The 16,489-nt window shown below is 48.2% G+C and carries 13 protein-coding genes, 1 rRNA gene and 1 riboswitch; of the genes, 9 read left to right on the top strand and 5 right to left on the bottom strand.

Annotated features, from left to right (window positions below):
* Positions 1 to 30 precede the first annotated feature (30 nt).
* From rrf to EKM83_RS12190, 3 genes are all read left to right on the top strand, one after another.
* A 5S ribosomal RNA gene (gene rrf, locus EKM83_RS12180) occupies positions 31 to 147 on the top strand.
* A 561-nt stretch (positions 148 to 708) separates the two neighbouring features.
* Positions 709 to 1,995 (top strand): cation:dicarboxylate symporter family transporter, encoded by a 1,287-nt coding sequence (locus EKM83_RS12185; protein WP_125577824.1) that lies wholly within the window; start codon positions 709 to 711, stop codon positions 1,993 to 1,995.
* Between the two features lie 746 nt (positions 1,996 to 2,741).
* Positions 2,742 to 2,907: riboswitch (M-box (ykoK) riboswitch) on the bottom strand.
* A 219-nt stretch (positions 2,908 to 3,126) separates the two neighbouring features.
* Positions 3,127 to 3,690: a peroxiredoxin gene (locus EKM83_RS12190; RefSeq protein ID WP_125577826.1), complete on the top strand. Its 564-nt coding sequence runs from the start codon at positions 3,127 to 3,129 to the stop codon at positions 3,688 to 3,690.
* Positions 3,691 to 3,798: 108 nt separating this feature from the next.
* On the opposite strand, the gene EKM83_RS12195 is transcribed toward EKM83_RS12190, so the two are convergent.
* Positions 3,799 to 4,146, bottom strand: coding sequence for a hypothetical protein (locus EKM83_RS12195; RefSeq protein WP_125577828.1), 348 nt, complete (start codon positions 4,144 to 4,146; stop codon positions 3,799 to 3,801).
* A gap of 188 nt (positions 4,147 to 4,334) precedes the next feature.
* Here EKM83_RS12195 and EKM83_RS12200 point away from each other — a divergent pair, with 188 nt between their 5' ends.
* On the top strand, positions 4,335 to 4,976 hold the full coding sequence (locus tag EKM83_RS12200; RefSeq protein ID WP_125577830.1) for an SDR family oxidoreductase: 642 nt from the start codon (positions 4,335 to 4,337) through the stop codon (positions 4,974 to 4,976).
* Positions 4,977 to 5,067: 91 nt separating this feature from the next.
* Positions 5,068 to 5,331, top strand: coding sequence for a hypothetical protein (locus EKM83_RS12205; RefSeq protein WP_125577832.1), 264 nt, complete (start codon positions 5,068 to 5,070; stop codon positions 5,329 to 5,331).
* 55 nt (positions 5,332 to 5,386) lie between these two features.
* Here the strand turns inward: EKM83_RS12205 and EKM83_RS12210 are convergent, their stop codons facing one another.
* Positions 5,387 to 6,283, bottom strand: a complete 897-nt coding sequence (locus EKM83_RS12210; protein ID WP_125577834.1) for a helix-turn-helix domain-containing protein — start codon at positions 6,281 to 6,283, stop codon at positions 5,387 to 5,389.
* 174 nt (positions 6,284 to 6,457) lie between these two features.
* On the opposite strand from EKM83_RS12210, the gene EKM83_RS12215 reads away from it, so the two are divergent.
* From EKM83_RS12215 to EKM83_RS12225, 3 genes are read left to right on the top strand one after another with little or no spacing between them, the layout of a single operon-like run.
* A complete protein-coding gene (locus tag EKM83_RS12215; RefSeq protein ID WP_125577836.1) occupies positions 6,458 to 8,512 on the top strand; it encodes a glycoside hydrolase family 31 protein in 2,055 nt (684 codons plus the stop codon).
* A gap of 13 nt (positions 8,513 to 8,525) precedes the next feature.
* Positions 8,526 to 8,735: a hypothetical protein gene (locus tag EKM83_RS12220; RefSeq protein ID WP_125577838.1), complete on the top strand. Its 210-nt coding sequence runs from the start codon at positions 8,526 to 8,528 to the stop codon at positions 8,733 to 8,735.
* Positions 8,735 to 10,144: an MFS transporter gene (locus tag EKM83_RS12225; protein ID WP_125577840.1), complete on the top strand. Its 1,410-nt coding sequence runs from the start codon at positions 8,735 to 8,737 to the stop codon at positions 10,142 to 10,144. The genes EKM83_RS12220 and EKM83_RS12225 overlap by 1 nt, the downstream gene beginning before the upstream one ends.
* Before the next feature lie 118 nt (positions 10,145 to 10,262).
* On the opposite strand, the gene EKM83_RS12230 is transcribed toward EKM83_RS12225, so the two are convergent.
* On the bottom strand, positions 10,263 to 10,811 hold the full coding sequence (locus tag EKM83_RS12230) for a TetR/AcrR family transcriptional regulator (protein ID WP_125577843.1): 549 nt from the start codon (positions 10,809 to 10,811) through the stop codon (positions 10,263 to 10,265).
* A gap of 143 nt (positions 10,812 to 10,954) precedes the next feature.
* Between EKM83_RS12230 and EKM83_RS12235 the strand changes: the two genes are divergently transcribed.
* Entirely contained in the window at positions 10,955 to 12,130 is a 1,176-nt protein-coding gene (locus EKM83_RS12235) for an NADH-dependent flavin oxidoreductase (RefSeq protein WP_125577845.1), read from the top strand.
* A gap of 193 nt (positions 12,131 to 12,323) precedes the next feature.
* On the opposite strand, the gene gndA is transcribed toward EKM83_RS12235, so the two are convergent.
* Positions 12,324 to 13,766 (bottom strand): NADP-dependent phosphogluconate dehydrogenase, encoded by a 1,443-nt coding sequence (gene gndA, locus EKM83_RS12240; RefSeq protein WP_125577847.1) that lies wholly within the window; start codon positions 13,764 to 13,766, stop codon positions 12,324 to 12,326.
* Between the two features lie 427 nt (positions 13,767 to 14,193).
* Complete coding sequence (gene zwf, locus EKM83_RS12250) at positions 14,194 to 15,681, bottom strand: glucose-6-phosphate dehydrogenase (RefSeq protein ID WP_125577849.1); 1,488 nt, start codon at positions 15,679 to 15,681, stop codon at positions 14,194 to 14,196.
* Between the last annotated feature and the right edge of the window lie 808 nt (positions 15,682 to 16,489).

The following is a 16,489-nucleotide window of genomic DNA, read 5'->3' on the forward strand; positions in this document are numbered from 1 at the left end:
CTAGTTTTGAGGGAATAAGTTCTCTTATAGTGTGGTGGCGATAGCCTAAAGGATACACCCGTTCCCATGCCGAACACGGAAGTTAAGCTTTAGCACGCCGATAGTAGTTGGGGGATCGCCCCCTGCGAGGATAGGACGTTGCCACGCGACTGAAGGAACCCTGTGAGGGTTCCTTTTTTTGTACCAAAAATAAGGTGGTGGACGAGAGAAGACGCACTGGCGGTCGACCACCACCTGGCGAAACGGCCGTGACGATGGGTGCTGGCAATGCGCTGTCACTTCTCAGGCCGAAACGAACTCAGGCCGAAGTCAGTGCCCCTGAGGACGGGTGGGTGCGAACCCCACCTCCGGTATCGGTATTTTCAAACGTCGAGCTGGTGGCGGATTAACCTGGTCGCAGCCGAGGAGACCGGCTGAAACTGAAAAATTCTTGGCTACTTTCCGACGAGACTTGGTCAGTTGACCGAACTCACCGAAAATCGGCCATTTAAGCAGGGTATAACCGCGATTAGGTGAACTGTCTGCCAACGGTACCCGACAAATTAAACGCTGTGTATGGACCCGAAAATGCGGATTTCGTTAGTGCATTCGATTGGGCACTATCTTTTCCAGGGGAGACCAGTGTGCTATGATTATTAGTGTCGCAGCAAAACACCGTTGAAGTTGTCTTGAAAACTACTACATATAGAGAGAATGGGTGGAATTAGCATGCAGAAATACCGCAAATACCGTCTGAGTCTGGGCTGGCAAATCTTGATTGGCCTGGTACTCGGGGTGGTTTTAGGCGCCGTCTTTTATCAAAACAAAGTGGCCATCACGGCAATGCAAAATATCGGGAACATGTTCATTGGCTTGATTCAAATGATCGTGCTGCCAATCGTTGTGTCCTGTCTGACCGTGGGTATCGCCAACATGGGGGATATCAAGCAGTTGGGTCGGGTCGGCGGTAAGACGATCATTTACTTTGAAATTATGACGACCATTGCCATTGCTCTAGGGCTATTGGTTGGGAACATTTTTAAACCCGGGGACTTTATCGATATTCATCAGCTACATAGTACCGATATCAGTCAGTACGTTTCGTCAGCGAAATCCGCTGGGAACACGGGCATCTGGTCCACGTTGATGGGCATTATTCCGACCAACATTTTTAAGTCCCTGTCTGAGGGGGACATGATGCCAGTCATCTTCTTCTCCGTCTTCTTTGGACTGGGAACGGCTGCTATCGGCAAACAGGGTCAAGTGATCGTTGACGTCTTGGATGCCGTGTCGCAAGTCATGTTCCGCGTGACAAATTGGGTCATGCACACCGCGCCGATCGGGGTGTGTGCTCTGATTGGGGTCACCATTGCGCAAATGGGGCTGTCGGCTCTGGCGCCACTGGGGTATTTCATCGTCTTAGCCTACGCGACGATGGCGTTGTTCATTCTGGTCTTTATGGGACTGGCCGCGCGACTATTTGGCTTTCGGCTCTGGGACTTGTTATACGTCATCAAGGATGAGGCGGTCTTGGCCTTCTCCACGGCTAGTTCCGAAGCGGCTTTGCCACGGTTGATTGATAAAATGGATAAGTTCGGCGTTAGCCAAGGCATCGTGTCGTTCGTGATTCCGACCGGGTACACGTTTAACTTGGATGGCTCGGCCATTTACCAATCACTGGCCGCTTTGTTCCTGGCGCAGGCCTATCACATTAACCTCAGCCTCGGGCAACAGATTACCTTACTGGTCGTATTGATGATTACCAGTAAAGGGATGGCCGGGGTGCCAGGCGCCTCGTTCGTGGTCTTGCTGGCAACGGTCTCCACGATTGGCGTGCCGATGAGTGGGTTGACCTTCATTGCCGGCATTGACCGGCTGGTCGACATGGGTCGGACCGCAGTCAACGTGGTGGGGAACTCCCTGGCCACCGTGATTATCGGGAAATCCGAACACGAATTCAGTGAAGAAAAGAGTCAGACGTATCTACAGAAGATGCGGGCTGCTAAAACTAAATAAACCACAAAAAGCAGCATCACAGTCCATTTTCGGGATTGTGATGCTGCTTTATTCATGGTGCGTATTTGGCAAATACCAGCACATCCATGTCACGTGGCTGCGGCTTAGCGGGGTGATTCCCATCAGCCCATGGGCCTCAGCAAGTGACATCGATAACCAGTTTCAGTTTGGTATTCATTATTCGTATCGACCGTTAGAGATTAAAAACCGACCTAGTTGAAACGGCGTCAGTTACGAAATGTTTTTCTCCCCACCGGGTTCCCCCAGCGGTGAAGCAGCGCTACGTGGTGTAACACTATGGGACTAGCACGTCAATGCATCATGGTCGCATAGTTGCCGAGAAAGACTGGTAACTCTAGCTTGCGTTATCCATTAAGTGGTTGGAACCCAACTGGCACACGAACGAATTCGGGAAGTTCAGACGAGTTACGGTCGGCTACAACACCGACAGCGTCTGAAATAAAGTGGCCAGTCGTTTCCGTTTAAAGTCTACTAGTCGAACCGCCGCATCAAGCTACGGGGTCCGGGATCGGGAAAGCTAGAGGGGTGTCCTCCTCAAAGCGTCAACCAAGAGGTATGAACAGACGGTAACTTTCCCACCGGCGAGTAATAACACGCTCCAGGATCATCTAAAAGTTGCGTTGTCATGTTCAATCACCTCCTGTAGTAAGTCGACAGTGACAACTGCGGACAAATTAAAAGCGCTTAGCCACGACTAGCTAAGCGCACCTTAAAGAACAAGTGTGAATGTTGGCTAGTCGTTGAGTTTTAGCACTATACGGCGTAGTTAGTTCATAACAGCTACATTAGATCAGGCCTTCTGTTGACCTGAACAGCTGACTCATTGGCGTTTCTCGACGTTTCTGAGCAGTAGCATTTTCCGTATAGGAGCCTCACCTAACAGCTTCTAATTTATCTTATGTACACAGTATATCTGGTTCTCATCCAGATTGCAAGGAAAAAGTCCAAGTTCTACCGAATAATAATTATAATAACTAACTATAAATATACTTATAACACGCGCTTTACTAGCTGGCAACTAGTTTAGAATCATTCTTGATTTACCCGCAGAAATCGCGTATGCTAAGGGTGCATCAAAAAAGAATTTCAAGAATTGAGGGGAGTTTTATCATGAATTACATTGGTTCTGCGTTACCCGATTTTCAAGTGAATGCCTATCAAAACGGTGAGGTCAAGTCATTGACGCCGACTGACCTGTTGGGGCATTGGTCTGTGTTATTCTTCTACCCGGCGGACTTCTCGTTCGTTTGTCCAACGGAACTGGGCGATTTAGCGGCCCACTACAGTGAATTTCAAAAGCTAGACGCTGAAATCTACAGTGTCTCCGAGGACACTGAGTTCGTCCACCAGGCTTGGCACGAACAGAGTACCGAAGTCGGCCAGGTGGCTTACCCAATGATTGCGGATCCCGCTGGCGTCTTGGCCCGGCACTACGACGTGCTCGACGAGGATGCGGGCCAAGCCTACCGTGGTGTCTTCATCTTAGACCCTGCTGGCAAGGTGCGTTCCTACACTATCAATGATATGGGCATCGGTCGCAACGCCGCAGAAGTCTTGCGGACGCTGACGGCGGCTCAGTTCGTGGCGGAACACGGCGACCGCGTTTGCCCAGCCAACTGGCATCCTGGTGAACAAACCTTGAAGCCAGGGACTGATCTGGTCGGCAAGATTTAACCTTTTGCTAAGTAAATCAGAATAGAACAAAAGCGCCTGAGCGGCAGTTTGCTCAGACGCTTTTTGCATGAAAAAAGACAGCCAGGCTTCCCTAACCGTCTCCAAGACCTATTTGCCTTCTGGAATGCCGGCGTACTGTTGCGTGTACCAGCCGTCCCAGGTGAGGTCCTTTAACGCGCCACTAGCCGTGTACGGCAGGTTGACCGTCTTCAAGATGGCTAAGAACAGGTCGCGCTTGTTGGCCAAGACACCAGCGGCCAATTGGTCGGGGCTAAAGTTAGTGTTGGCGTAAATGTACATGTTGATATCGTTCATGGCGTAGTCCACCTTGTACGATGCCAAGATTTCCAGGTCATTGGTCCGGTAGTGTTTCAAATAAAAATGAACAAAGTCAGTTAGTGCGGTGTTTTGGGCGGTTTCGTCCAAGTCACTAATGGTCAAATCAGGATTTTGCAAAATTTGAGACCTCCTCAAAATGTCTAGCGTTCACGAGTATCGGTCAAATCGGTCGGTGCCCTTTCTACATTATATGGCATTGGCCCGGCTGGGGTAAAGGAAACTCACCAGAAAATTTCGGCAGTCAATCAAACTGGCCTTAGGGTATAATGGGAGGCAGAAGTTTTGCGAAGGGAGTTCGATAAGAGATGCGGGTAATGATCGTGGGCGCCAATGGTGAAGTGGGGCGCCTGTTAGTGGCTCAGCTGCTAGCCAATGGGGATGAACCCATTGCTGGTTTGCGGGCAGGCGAAGACGGAGAGGACTGGGAAGACCAGGGGATCACGGTGCGCCGGGTAGATTTACTGGCGAAACCAGAGCGCATTGCCAGTACGCTGATGGATGCCGATGCTATCGTCTTTGCTGCGGGGTCCGGTGGCCGGACCAAGGACGATATGACCTTACTGATCGACCTTGACGGCGCCGTCAAGACCATGCAAGCGGCCGAGATTGCGGGAGTCAAACGATTCGTGATGATCAGCATGTTATTTGCAGAAGACCGTAACCGGTGGGCGGATCCGCTTAAACCGCTGTACGTGGCGAAATTTTACGCCGACAACTGGCTGGTCCATCAGACTCATTTGGACTACACCATCGTCCAGCCGGGTGCGCTGTCCTTTCACGCAGGCACAGGTAAGGTGAAGAGTGAGCCGTTGGCCGTGGGCAGTATCCCTCGGGCTGATTTGGCCGCCTTCATGGTCGCCGCCCTGCACGCCCCCCAGACGATTGGTAAGACAATCCCATTGCTCAGTGGGGAGCAGTCGATTCAAACGGTCATTGACCAATTATGAGCATAATGGTCGCGTCTAGCCACCTTTCTTGGTAAAATAGGGCTATCGATAGGAAGTGTCCGTCAGGATTTTCGCTAAGGAGGTTACGGTTATGACTGAGAACTTGGTTTTAGCCCCGCCGGCAGCCCGCGAGTTAGCGCATCATCTGGACGAATGGGCCAAATGGCGACAGACCAATGATCAGACCACAGCCGATATTGACTGGGATCGGTTCATTGCCAAGAGTCGCGAAAAGGCGCAGTGGCAAGCAGGCTTAGCTGCCGAAATTGACCACTGGGAAAACCTTCACGCGATTCAATTGGCGTTAGAAGATAAGTTAGCCGGGACCACAGCTGGTGGTCATACGCGGCAATAGTTTGAGTTAGAAGAAAGGCCTCCGCAGCTGCGGGGGCCTTTTGTTATGGGAGACTTTAACGATTTTCAGGAAGGGGAATGGTGGGATCCACCTCAATATTATTAAGATATGTCTTGGCGTAGGCATCACGATACTTAGTAGGCGTCAGCGAGGAAAGCCGCTTGAATAAGCGAAGAAAGTATTTTTCATTGGTAAACCCTAACTCATAAGCGATTTCTTTGACGGATAAGTCGGTTGTTAAGAGAAGCTCTTGTGCTTGTTTGATCTTTGTCAGATTAATAAAATGAATCGTTGTCATTCCCTCATAGGTACGGAAAAGCTTAGTGAGATAAACCGGCGTAATCTTAAATTCTGTTGCCACAATATCCACAGTGAGCTTTTCATGACTATGAATACGAATCCAGTTCTTAATTAGTTCAAAGCGAGAAGTATATTCTTGATCTTGATTGATGACAGTCATGAATTGATGAGAGAGCTCAACCAGCACGCTTGAGATAAAAAGATCACTGGCTAAAGGAGTCATAGTTTCGTCGTTATCGCTATCAAGCATTTGACGAATTAAAAGAATTAATCGACCAAAATTTTTAACAGTGAATTGCTGAGGCAGATTAACGGCGTAGGGACTAGTAGGGTGATGAATTTCATCAGTAACATAGCTAGTTGTCACGGAACTACTTGGGAAAAAGTGCATCCAATAATAAACGGTATCAGCTGGAGAACCTTGAAAACCAATATGACGGATGTGTGGGGGGATCAGAAGACAGTCATGGGTGCGCAAGGTGTATTGGGTATGGCCAATCTGAATATAGGCAATGCCCTTAAGCATGATAAATAATTCGTAGTCGCCATCATTAATAATATTTTTATGGCGCCAACCGGCCTCTGCGAAGTACTGACCAGCCTTATAAAATCGGACTGGTTTTTCTAACAGAAATTTATATACCTTATTCATATTTTTGTTCACCACCAGTTTTGATTTGTATACCCTTATCCTATTTTTATTAGTTTTTAAAACTAACTAAATCCACTATTATCATCATTGTAAACGCTTACTAGAAAAATGACATGCCAAATGATTCTATTTCCATGGTACACGAAAATAACGAGTTTGAAAGGGGTTCATCTCATGATTTATGAAGATAACAACCGACTCTATCTCCGAAATGCTAGTGAATTATTAGAAATCCAAGCCTGGGGAGAAAATAGTTTGCGGGTTCGGAGTAGTAAGGCAGCAACTTATACTGGTCGGAATAATGCGTTGACTGAACCAATTGCGCAGGGGACTGCTGTAGTGACGGTCGGTGCCGAGCAAAATACGGGTGAAATTACCAATGGACAACTGACTGCGAAAATTGATGCTTTCAAAAATGTTTCGTTCTATAACCAGAAGGGTGAGCTGCTATTAAAAGGGTATCAACGGAACCGAGTTGGTGATATGTCAGCTGGGGAAAATGAAGCAACGGTAAATCACTTTAATAGCGCGTTAAATATTGATTCTCGAGAGTTTAAAGCGATTCCGGGTGGCGATTTTGAGCTGAAAGTTCGATTTGACGCGGACAGCCAAGAAAAGTTGTTTGGGATGGGCCAGTATCAACAAGATTTTCTGAATTTAAAGAATGCTAAATTGGAATTGGCTCACCGTAATTCCCAGGCTAGCGTGCCCTTCGTCATGTCCAGTAAGGGTTATGGCATGCTGTGGAATAATCCAGCAATCGGGGATGTCAGTTTTGCTAAAAACCTAACGGAGTGGCATGCATTATCCACAAAGGAAATGGATTACTGGGTCACTTGTGGGGATACGCCTAGTGCTATCGAAGAACAGTATGCGGCGGTTACTGGTAAGGTACCAATGATGCCAGATTACGCAATGGGCTATTGGCAATGCAAGCTGAGATATAGGACGCAAGACGAATTGCTGGCGGCAGCTCGTGAATTTAAAGCCCGGAAGCTGCCAATTAGCGTAATTGTTATCGACTACTTCCATTGGCCAAAGTCTGGAGAGTACACCTTTGATAAGACCTATTGGCCAGATCCTAAAAAGATGATAGCAGAACTGCATGAGATGGGCATTAAATTGATGGTCTCTGTCTGGCCAACTGTTGATCAGACTAGTTCACACTATCAGGAGATGAAAGAGCAAGGCTACCTGGTTCAAACGGAGCGAGGTGTGCCAATTACGATGGACTTTTTGGGAAATAACGGTTTTGTAGATTTCACTAATCCAGATGCACGGACTTACCTTTGGCAGTTACTAAAGAAAAACTATGCGGATAAGGGTGTTGACTTATTCTGGTTAGATGAAGCTGAACCAGAATATACCGTTTATGATTTCGACAACTACCGATATCATCAGGGAACAAATCTTCAGATTGGTAATACCTACCCGGTAACTTATTCTAAGGCAATCTATGATGGCCAAACAGAAGAAGGCAACCAACAAGTGATTAACTTAGTTCGTTGTGCCTGGGCTGGCAGTCAGAAGTATGGCGCATTAGTTTGGTCAGGCGATATTGATTCGAGCTTCCAGTCCTTACGTAATCAGTTAGCAATTGGATTGAACATGGGAATCGCTGGAATCCCTTGGTGGACAACGGATATTGGTGGTTTTCACGGCGGTGTCGATGATGATGAAGGATTCCGTGAGCTGGTAACCAGATGGTTTGAATTTGCAACGTTCTGTCCGGTCATGAGAATGCATGGCGATCGGGAGCCACACACCGAACCACTTAGTGCTGTTGGCGGCGGTAAGATGCCTTCTGGTGGTGCAACCGAGCCTTGGGCCTATGGTGATAAGGTTTATGGCATTATGAAACAGTACTTAAATTTGCGGGAAAACTTAAAAGATTATATCCGCACTCAGATGCAAGCGGCACACGAGAAGGGCACACCCGTTATGCGACCTTTATTCTACGATTTCAGTAAGGATAAGGTTGCCTGGGATGTGGAAAACGAGTACATGTTTGGTTCGGATATTCTGGTTGCGCCAGTATTGTATGAAGGTTCTAACCAACGAAAAGTTTATCTACCAGTAGGAACTTCTTGGGTTAACGTGTACACGGACGAAGTGATTGCAGGTGGACAAGAAATTGCTGTGGAAACACCGTTAAATCAGTTACCTGTGTTTGTTCGGCAGTCGGCAATGCCTAACTTACAGACAGCCTTTGCTGCAATTAATAAGTAATGGGGATGCGCTCATGAAAATTTTAACGAGAATGTTTGCAGGCCAGTCGTTGATTTCCTGGGGGCTACAGCTGATCTTGATTTATTTGGCATGGCAAGTCTCCAGTCAACGGTTGCCTAATAATTTGTGGACGATTTCAGGCGTAGCAGTTTTATTGGTACTAATCTATGTCAGTCTTGCCAATGATGGTAAACAGAAGAATAGAAAGCGAGGGGCTAAATAATGGGTGCAAATTCAGAACAAGCAGACCATAACGTTGCGGCCGCACAGGCTTTACTTAAAAATGATCGATTACCATTCCACCGTAAAATAACATATGGCTTTACAGATATGGCGGGGAACTTACTGTACTGTATTGTTGGTTCTTACATGCTTTACTTCTTTACGAATGTCTTTGGTTTGGGCGTGGGAACTGCCGGGTCATTGTTGCTGTTGGGACGGTTCATTGACGCTTTAGGGGCGCCCGTAATGGGGGTATTGGTTGATCACACCCATAGTAAATATGGGAAAAGTCGGCCATGGTTCCTTTGGATGGCGTTGCCGTTTACCATTTTCATCTGGCTGCTATTTACGACACCTAATCTAGGAAGTACAGCTAAAATCGTCTACGCTGGTGGGATGTATATCTTAGCCGAGCTGGCCTATACGGCGATGTCAACGCCAATTACGTCAGTACTGCCTAACTTGACCTCTAATTCAGATGACCGAATGTCAGCCAATTCAATTCGGCTGGTATTGGGAAATGTTGGGAACTTCTTTGCCGTTACATTCATTATGCCTTTGGCGAGTGCTGTTGGTCACGGGAATGATCAACGGGGCTGGTCGATTGCCGTAGGAATTTACGCTGTAATTGGATTTATCTTATTATTAATCGGTTTCTTGGATATGCGCGAGAAGAATATTGAAAATGATGAGATTGTTACGATTAAGGAAAGCCTTAAGGCAACGAAAGGAAATTGGCCTTGGATTTTAATTGTGGCCGCTAATCTGATTTACTGGACAGCTTATTCAGCACGGAACGCGGCATTACCGTACTACTTCCAATATAACTTGGATGACAAAGGGTTAATTTCGTTCTTCAATGGTTTTTCTATCATCCAAATTATTGGGATGGCATCAGTCCCGCTCTTCGTTAAGTTTTTACATAAGTGGGGCACGACCGTCTTCATGCTGGCGATGACTATGGTTGGTCAAGTTTGGATTGGTTTGGCAGGCAGTAATGTTACATCAGCTTTGATTGGTTGGTGCTTGGCTTGCATTGGTTCAGGATCAGCTTGTACCATGTTCTTTGCAATGGTCGGCGATACTGTTGACTTTGGTGAGTGGAAGAGCGGCGTTCGAGCCAATGGGCTGTTGACAGCTATGGGGGCGTCATTCTGTATCCAAATGGGTTCAGGATTTGGGTCCTTCATTGCTGCTAAGATTATGGCGGCCTTTGGATTCTCAGCTGCTAAAGCTACCCAGACAGCCTCTAGCATGAGTTCTATCAGCTTCACATTCATTTGGATTCCAGTCATCATCTATGCAGTGAGTCTGGTTCTCATGATTGTTTACCGGAAGTGGGAACGTCACGAGCCAATCGTAACGGAAGAATTAGCGGAACGTCATGCACAAGCAAATGAAGAAGCTTAATCACTAAAAAATAGACGTTGGTACAAAACCGTACCGGCGTCTATTTTTACTTATCACACTAATGTCCCAGCAAACCGAGGCCCGCAATCGCCACCCAACTGCTTACCAATACCGCAGTTTAGCCTTCCAGGGGGACCGCCGTCAATGCGATGTCGCACAGACAAGCCGGCATGAACAAATGCAGGTCGGCACCCAGTTCGTTGGCCGGTTGTTGCATGCCCGTCAGTGCCCACTGTCGCGTGTAGGCCACGAAGCCATCGGCGAAGAATTGCAGGGCCTTTTGGTCGTCGGCGGTCAGCCGGTGTGCGCTGTGGCGGGCGATAATGTCCTTGAATTTCGCAATCAGATGGTGGCGGAAATAGTCGGTGAAGGAGTTTTGGCCGGTAGCCCGAAAGGCGGCGTCAAAGAAGGCCGCATGATCCTCAAAGTAGGTCAACGTTTTCGTGAAGATACCTTGCCACGTATAAGTTTCACAATTTTGAAAAATGGCCGTCATCGCTTCGTCGTAATAACGGTTGATGACGTCATATTTGTCAGAAAAATATTTGTAAAACGAACCGCGACTCACCGTGGCCTCAGCCAAAATATCGTTGACCGTAATCTCCTTGATGGCCTGCCGCTGGGCAAGAGTGTAGACGGCGTGCAAGATTTGGTGGCGAATGTCCATCAGCAGTTTCCTCCTTCAATAAATAAAAATCACTTTTTGTTCAAAAATGAACAAATCGGCTGAATCATTCGTTACTAATAATAAGCGATTCTGGTATGGTAGACAAGTAAAGTTCTTACCAAGTCCCTTAGGAGGTTATCAGTATGAGTCGTTATCAATTTTTGCAATCAGCTACCTTGAAATCCGGCGTCACGGTCAAGAACCGCGTCGTCTTACCGCCAATGACCGAATGCATGGCGTTAGCCAACGGGGAAGTTTCCCGTGATGAACTGCGCTATGCGGCTATTCACGCGGGAGGCGTGGGGATGTTTATTACCCCCGTTGCTTACATCAATGCGCGCGGCAAAGGGTTTGAAGGGCAGTTATCCGTGGACAATGACCGCTTCATTCCTGGCTTGAACAAACTCGCCACCACGATTCAGCAACGCGGTTCCAAGGCCATTCTTCAGATCTTTAGCGCCGGGCGGATGTCTAGCTCTGCCATCTTGCGCGGGCAAAAGACCGTCTCCGCTAGTGCCGTTGCGGCGCCGCGCCCAGGGATGGAAACGCCAGAGGAACTGACGAACGCGGAGATTGAGCAGACCATCACGGACTTCGGTGAAGCCACTCGGCGCGCCATCCAAGCTGGCTTTGACGGGGTCGAGATCCACGGGGCCAACACCTATTTGATCCAACAGTTCTTCTCTCCTCACAGCAACCGCCGGACCGACAAGTGGGGTGGCTCCGTAGAAAAGCGGATGACCTTCCCGTTGCGCGTCGTTGAAGCGGTCCAAGCGGCGGTGAAGACCTACGCCGACCGGCCGTTTGTTGTCGGATACCGGTTCTCCCCAGAAGAAATCGAGGAACCTGGGATTCGGATGGCCGACACCCTGCAACTGGTCGCTAAGCTGGATACGCTAGGCTTAGACTACCTCCACGTTTCCATGGGCAATGTTTGGCGGCCGTCGATCAATGACAAGAGCGACAAGACGCCACTGATCGACCAGCTACAAGACGTCGTCAAGGATACGCCGCTGATTTCCGTCGGCAACGTCAAGACGCCCGTTGATGCTGAACGCGTCATGGAAGCCGGGATTGATTTCGTCGCCATCGGCCGGGAAAGCATTCGTGAGCCGCACTGGGTCGAAAAGGTGGAAGCTGGCGCCGAAGACAGCATTCGCTATACCTTGCCACTGGCTGACCTCGACGAGCTGGGGATCGCCTCACCGTACTTTGACTTCCTGGCGGGCATGGATGCCGGGGGTGCCCACATTGGCTTTGAACCGGCGTTAGCCACGACTGAGAAAGGCAACGCGCAGGACTTAGTCTTTCGGAAATAATCACTGCTAAAATTGTAAAAAGCTTGCAAGTAGCTGCTGGAAGGGCAACTACGGGCAAGCTTTTTTAAGTGGTTAGGAAGGCTAATCTAATCAAAAATATGTTGGTTCGCCACCTAGTCTTCTGAAACTTTGAGGCGACCGAAAAAGCTCATGGTCATTGCGGCCATGAGCTTTTCCCTTAATAAAATTAACTTTATTGTTCTTCGTACCAAGTGTAGTGGAAGTTGCCTTCGCGGTCGTTCCGTTCGTAGGTGTGAGCACCGAAGTAGTCCCGTTGTGCTTGTAACAAGTTAGCAGGTAAGACTTCTGCGCGGAAGCTGTCGTAGTAAGTGATGGCAGCGGACAGACTTGGAACGGGGATGCCGGCTTGAACAGCCATGGCAACCACGTCACGGATGGATTGTTGATACTTGCCGGCGATATCCTTGAAGTAGCTATCGAACAGCAGGTTGGTCAACTTCGGATCCTTGTCAAAGGCGTCGGTGATGTTTTGCAGGAATTGGGCCCGGATAATGCAACCGCCACGCCAAATCTGAGCTAATTCACCGAACTTCAGGTCCCAATCGTTGGCTTCAGAGGCGAAGCGCAATTGTTCGAAGCCTTGCGCGTAACTCATCAATTTCCCAAAGAAGAGCGCTTGACGAACTTCTTCAACGAACTTGTCCTTGTCAGCGATGTCAGCCTTGCCTTGCTTTTCAGCGGCTGGTAAGACCTTCGAAGCCTTGACCCGTTCGTCCTTCAACATGGAGATGTAACGGGCGTAAACGGCTTCCGTGATCACGGATTGTGGGACTTGAACGTTAAGAGCATCTTCGGAACTCCACTTACCAGTTCCTTTGTTGTTCCCCCGGTCCTTGATGGCATCGACGATTGGCAAGTTCTTGTCGTCGCCCAAGTCATCCTTACGGGAAAGGATGTCAGCGGTGATTTCGATCAAGTAGCTGTCGAGTTCGCCCTTGTTCCATTCCTTGAAGATGTCCGCCATGTCGTCGACGGAAATACCGGCGACGTTACGCATGATGTTGTAGCTTTCGTCGATCAGCTCTTCATCACCGTATTCGATCCCGTTGTGGACCATCTTAACGTAGTGGCCAGCACCGTTCGGGCCGATGTAAGTGACACAAGGCTTGCCGTCTTGCGGAGCCTTAGCGGCGATCTTAGTCAAGATTGGTTCAACCAGGTCGTAGGCTTCCTTTTGGCCACCAGGCATCAGTGAAGGGCCTTGTAAAGCACCGAGTTCACCACCAGAGACCCCCATACCAATGAAGTTGATGCCGGACTTATCGAGTTCAGCGTTGCGGGCCATCGTGTCGTGGAAGTTGGTGTTCCCACCATCGATCAGCACGTCACCCTTATCAAGTAGTGGTAGCAGTTCATGAATAACCGCGTCGGTTGGTTTCCCAGCCTTGACCATCAGAAGAATCCGCCGTGGCGTTTCCAGTGACTTCACGAAGTCTTCAATCGTGTAGCTTGGGACTAACTTCTTTTCGCTGTGGTCCTTCATGACCTGTTCAGTCTTGCTGCTGGTCCGGTTGAAAATACCCACGGTGTACCCGCGACTTTCGATGTTCAGGGCTAAGTTCTTGCCCATGACCGCCATACCAACAACACCAATATTTGCTTTTTGATCTGCCATTAGTAACCTTCCTTTTTGTGTCAAAATTAGTAACGACTTTCCAACAGCTAGTGTAGCATTGAACAATTTGAAAGGAAACTTATTTGACTTGTTTTAGTGAAAAAGGTCAGTTTGGTTTCAAAATAGGGGATTGAAATGAGAGCGAGCGCAAGTTAATGGTTAAAGGGGTAGTAAATTGCGGAGGTTATTGGCTACTTTGGTCAATAATTCTTCCAGCAGAGCAGTTTCGCCAGCAGATAAACCTTGCGTTCCGGCAGCCAGAATCTTAGCCTCATAATCTGTGAGGGCGGGATACATGGCCTGGCCGGTGGGGGTCGCGACTAAGGGCCGCCGTGGAGCTGAGCGGCCAATTCTGTTTGAGTGATACCAGGGGGTGACAAAAACCGCCAACCATCAAGCCATGGTCGGCGGTTTCGTTTAGGTTAAATTAGTTGTTCAAACGGTAGACCCATTCACGGTGGTCGCGTTGAATTAATTCTTCAGCAGCGGCAGGTCCCATGGAATGTGGCGTGTAGTTCGGGAAGTTAGGTGCTTGTAAGTCCCAAACACGACGGATTTGATCCACGAACTTCCAAGCGTAGGAAACTTCTGGCCAGCTAGAGAAGTTGGTCCCGTCACCCTTCAAGACGTCGTGTAACAGACGTTCATAAGGTTCTGGCGTTTCCTTAGACTTTTCAGCGTCAACCAAGTAGTCCAACTTGATTGGTTCCGTGGAGAACGTTGCGTCGTTGGTCTTGGCGTTCAGTTGCAGAGAGAACCCAGCGTGTGGTTCCACGAAGATCGTCAAAACGTTGGCCGCTAATGGCGTGTTTTGAGATTGTGGGAAGGCAAAGATATCGACTAATGGCCGCTTGAAGACAACGTCCACCCGCGTAAATTTGTCGGCTAACATCTTCCCAGTCCGAACATAGAATGGGGTGCCAGACCACCGGTAGTTATCGAATAACAATTTCCCAGCAACGAACGTTTCAGTCGTGGAATCCGTTGGGACGTTGTCTTCGTGACGGTAGTCAGGTTGGTTGTCGATTGAGCCGTATTGGCCCCGAACAAAGTTGGTAGCGGCGTCGGCCACGTTGTAAACGCGTAGACTCCGTAAAGCCTTGACCTTTTCAGCCCGGATATCAGTATCCGTGAAGGCAACAGGTTGTTCCATGGCTAACAGGGAAACGATTTGCATGATGTGGTTTTGGACCATATCCCGCAAAGCCCCACTGTTGTCGTAGTAAGAAGCCCGTTCTTCGACCCCTAACTTTTCGGACAGGGTGACTTGGATGTTGTCGATGTAACGGTTGTTCCACAGAGATTCGACCAAGGTGTTGCCGAAACGTAAGGCTTCAATGTTTTGAATCATTTCCTTACCTAAGTAGTGGTCGATCCGGAAGATTTGTTCTTCCTTGAAGGACTTGCTTAAGGCGTCGTTTAATTGCTTAGCGGAGTCAAAGTCGCGGCCAAATGGCTTTTCAATGACCAACCGGTTGAAGGCGTCCTTGTTCTTGGACATCAAGCCTTGGGTCTTCAAGTCTTGGGCAATCGTGCCAAAGAATTGTGGGGCCATGGACAGATAGAAGATGCGGTTACCTTGTAACTTGTACTTCTTGTCCAGCTTTTCGGCGGCGTCCTTCAAGACGGAATAGTGCGCCGTGTCGGTAACGTCATGAGCTTGGTAGTAGAAATGAGAAATAAAATCGCTGGCTTCTTTTGAGTCGGCGCGGTTACCGCTATCAGCCAAAGACTTCTTGACTGCGGCGCGGAATTTGTCGTCGTCTAATGTTTGCCGGGAAGTCCCGATAACGGCGAAATGGGTCCGTAAGCTGCCTTTACGATAAAGGTTAAACAGACTAGGGTAAAGTTTCCGGTAAGCCAAGTCACCGGTACCCCCGAAGAACATGAATAAAGCTGTGCGTTCAGTTGCCACGAGATCGTCACTCCTTAAGATTGATTGCGTTATATGAGCAGTATCTACAAATCTAAAAATACATTCGTTAGAGACTATCGGTTATCCAAGGCGGTGAGCAAGGCCACCTCAGGTCCGCGAGTTGCCTAAACACTGTCTAGACCACTTCAGAAAGTTATTATACGCTACTTTGTCGTGAAACGCGACCTTTTTAAAGCAAGAATTTAAAATTTGGACAACCGGTTGCATTGGCTTAAAATCAACGTTTCCATGAATTTCACGTTTTCATGAAAACGTTTATATTTTCAGCCGAGTCTCATGGAAGCGACTTTCTACTGTGATGCTTTTGGAATCGCTACCACTTGTAGTCTAGCAGAAAAGGTCCTGGGTGTAACGTGAGAAGGGGTGGAATGGCTAAAATTTTTAGTAAACTGAAAATAAGAGTGGGTCAAAAGGCGATTAGCCGGCGAGTATTAAGGCTGATAACCGAATAATCCCGGGCTGGGATTGTTTGGTTATCAGTTTTAAGCGGGCCCGTTTGGTGCACGTTTCGGCTAGTTAAAGTCAACGCAAAAGGTCTGGGATATTTTCCCAGACCCATTATTAATTGGTTAAATAAAACCACAAGTTTTACTTGTGGGGGTGAAAAAAGGCTTTAGCCCAAAACACCCTTTCGATATAGGTTCTATGATATTTGGTGTTGATAGAGAAATCTGTCGACATCATTTTTTGTATAATAAAAGGGACACACTGCCCCACAGCAAAATAGTCGACTAAAACCAATTGAAAGTGAGAATGACAATATGTCCCAAGAACAGTTTACAAGAAA

The sequence above is a fragment of the Levilactobacillus angrenensis genome, from assembly GCF_003946085.1.
In the GTDB taxonomy this organism is placed as follows: domain Bacteria; phylum Bacillota; class Bacilli; order Lactobacillales; family Lactobacillaceae; genus Levilactobacillus; species Levilactobacillus angrenensis.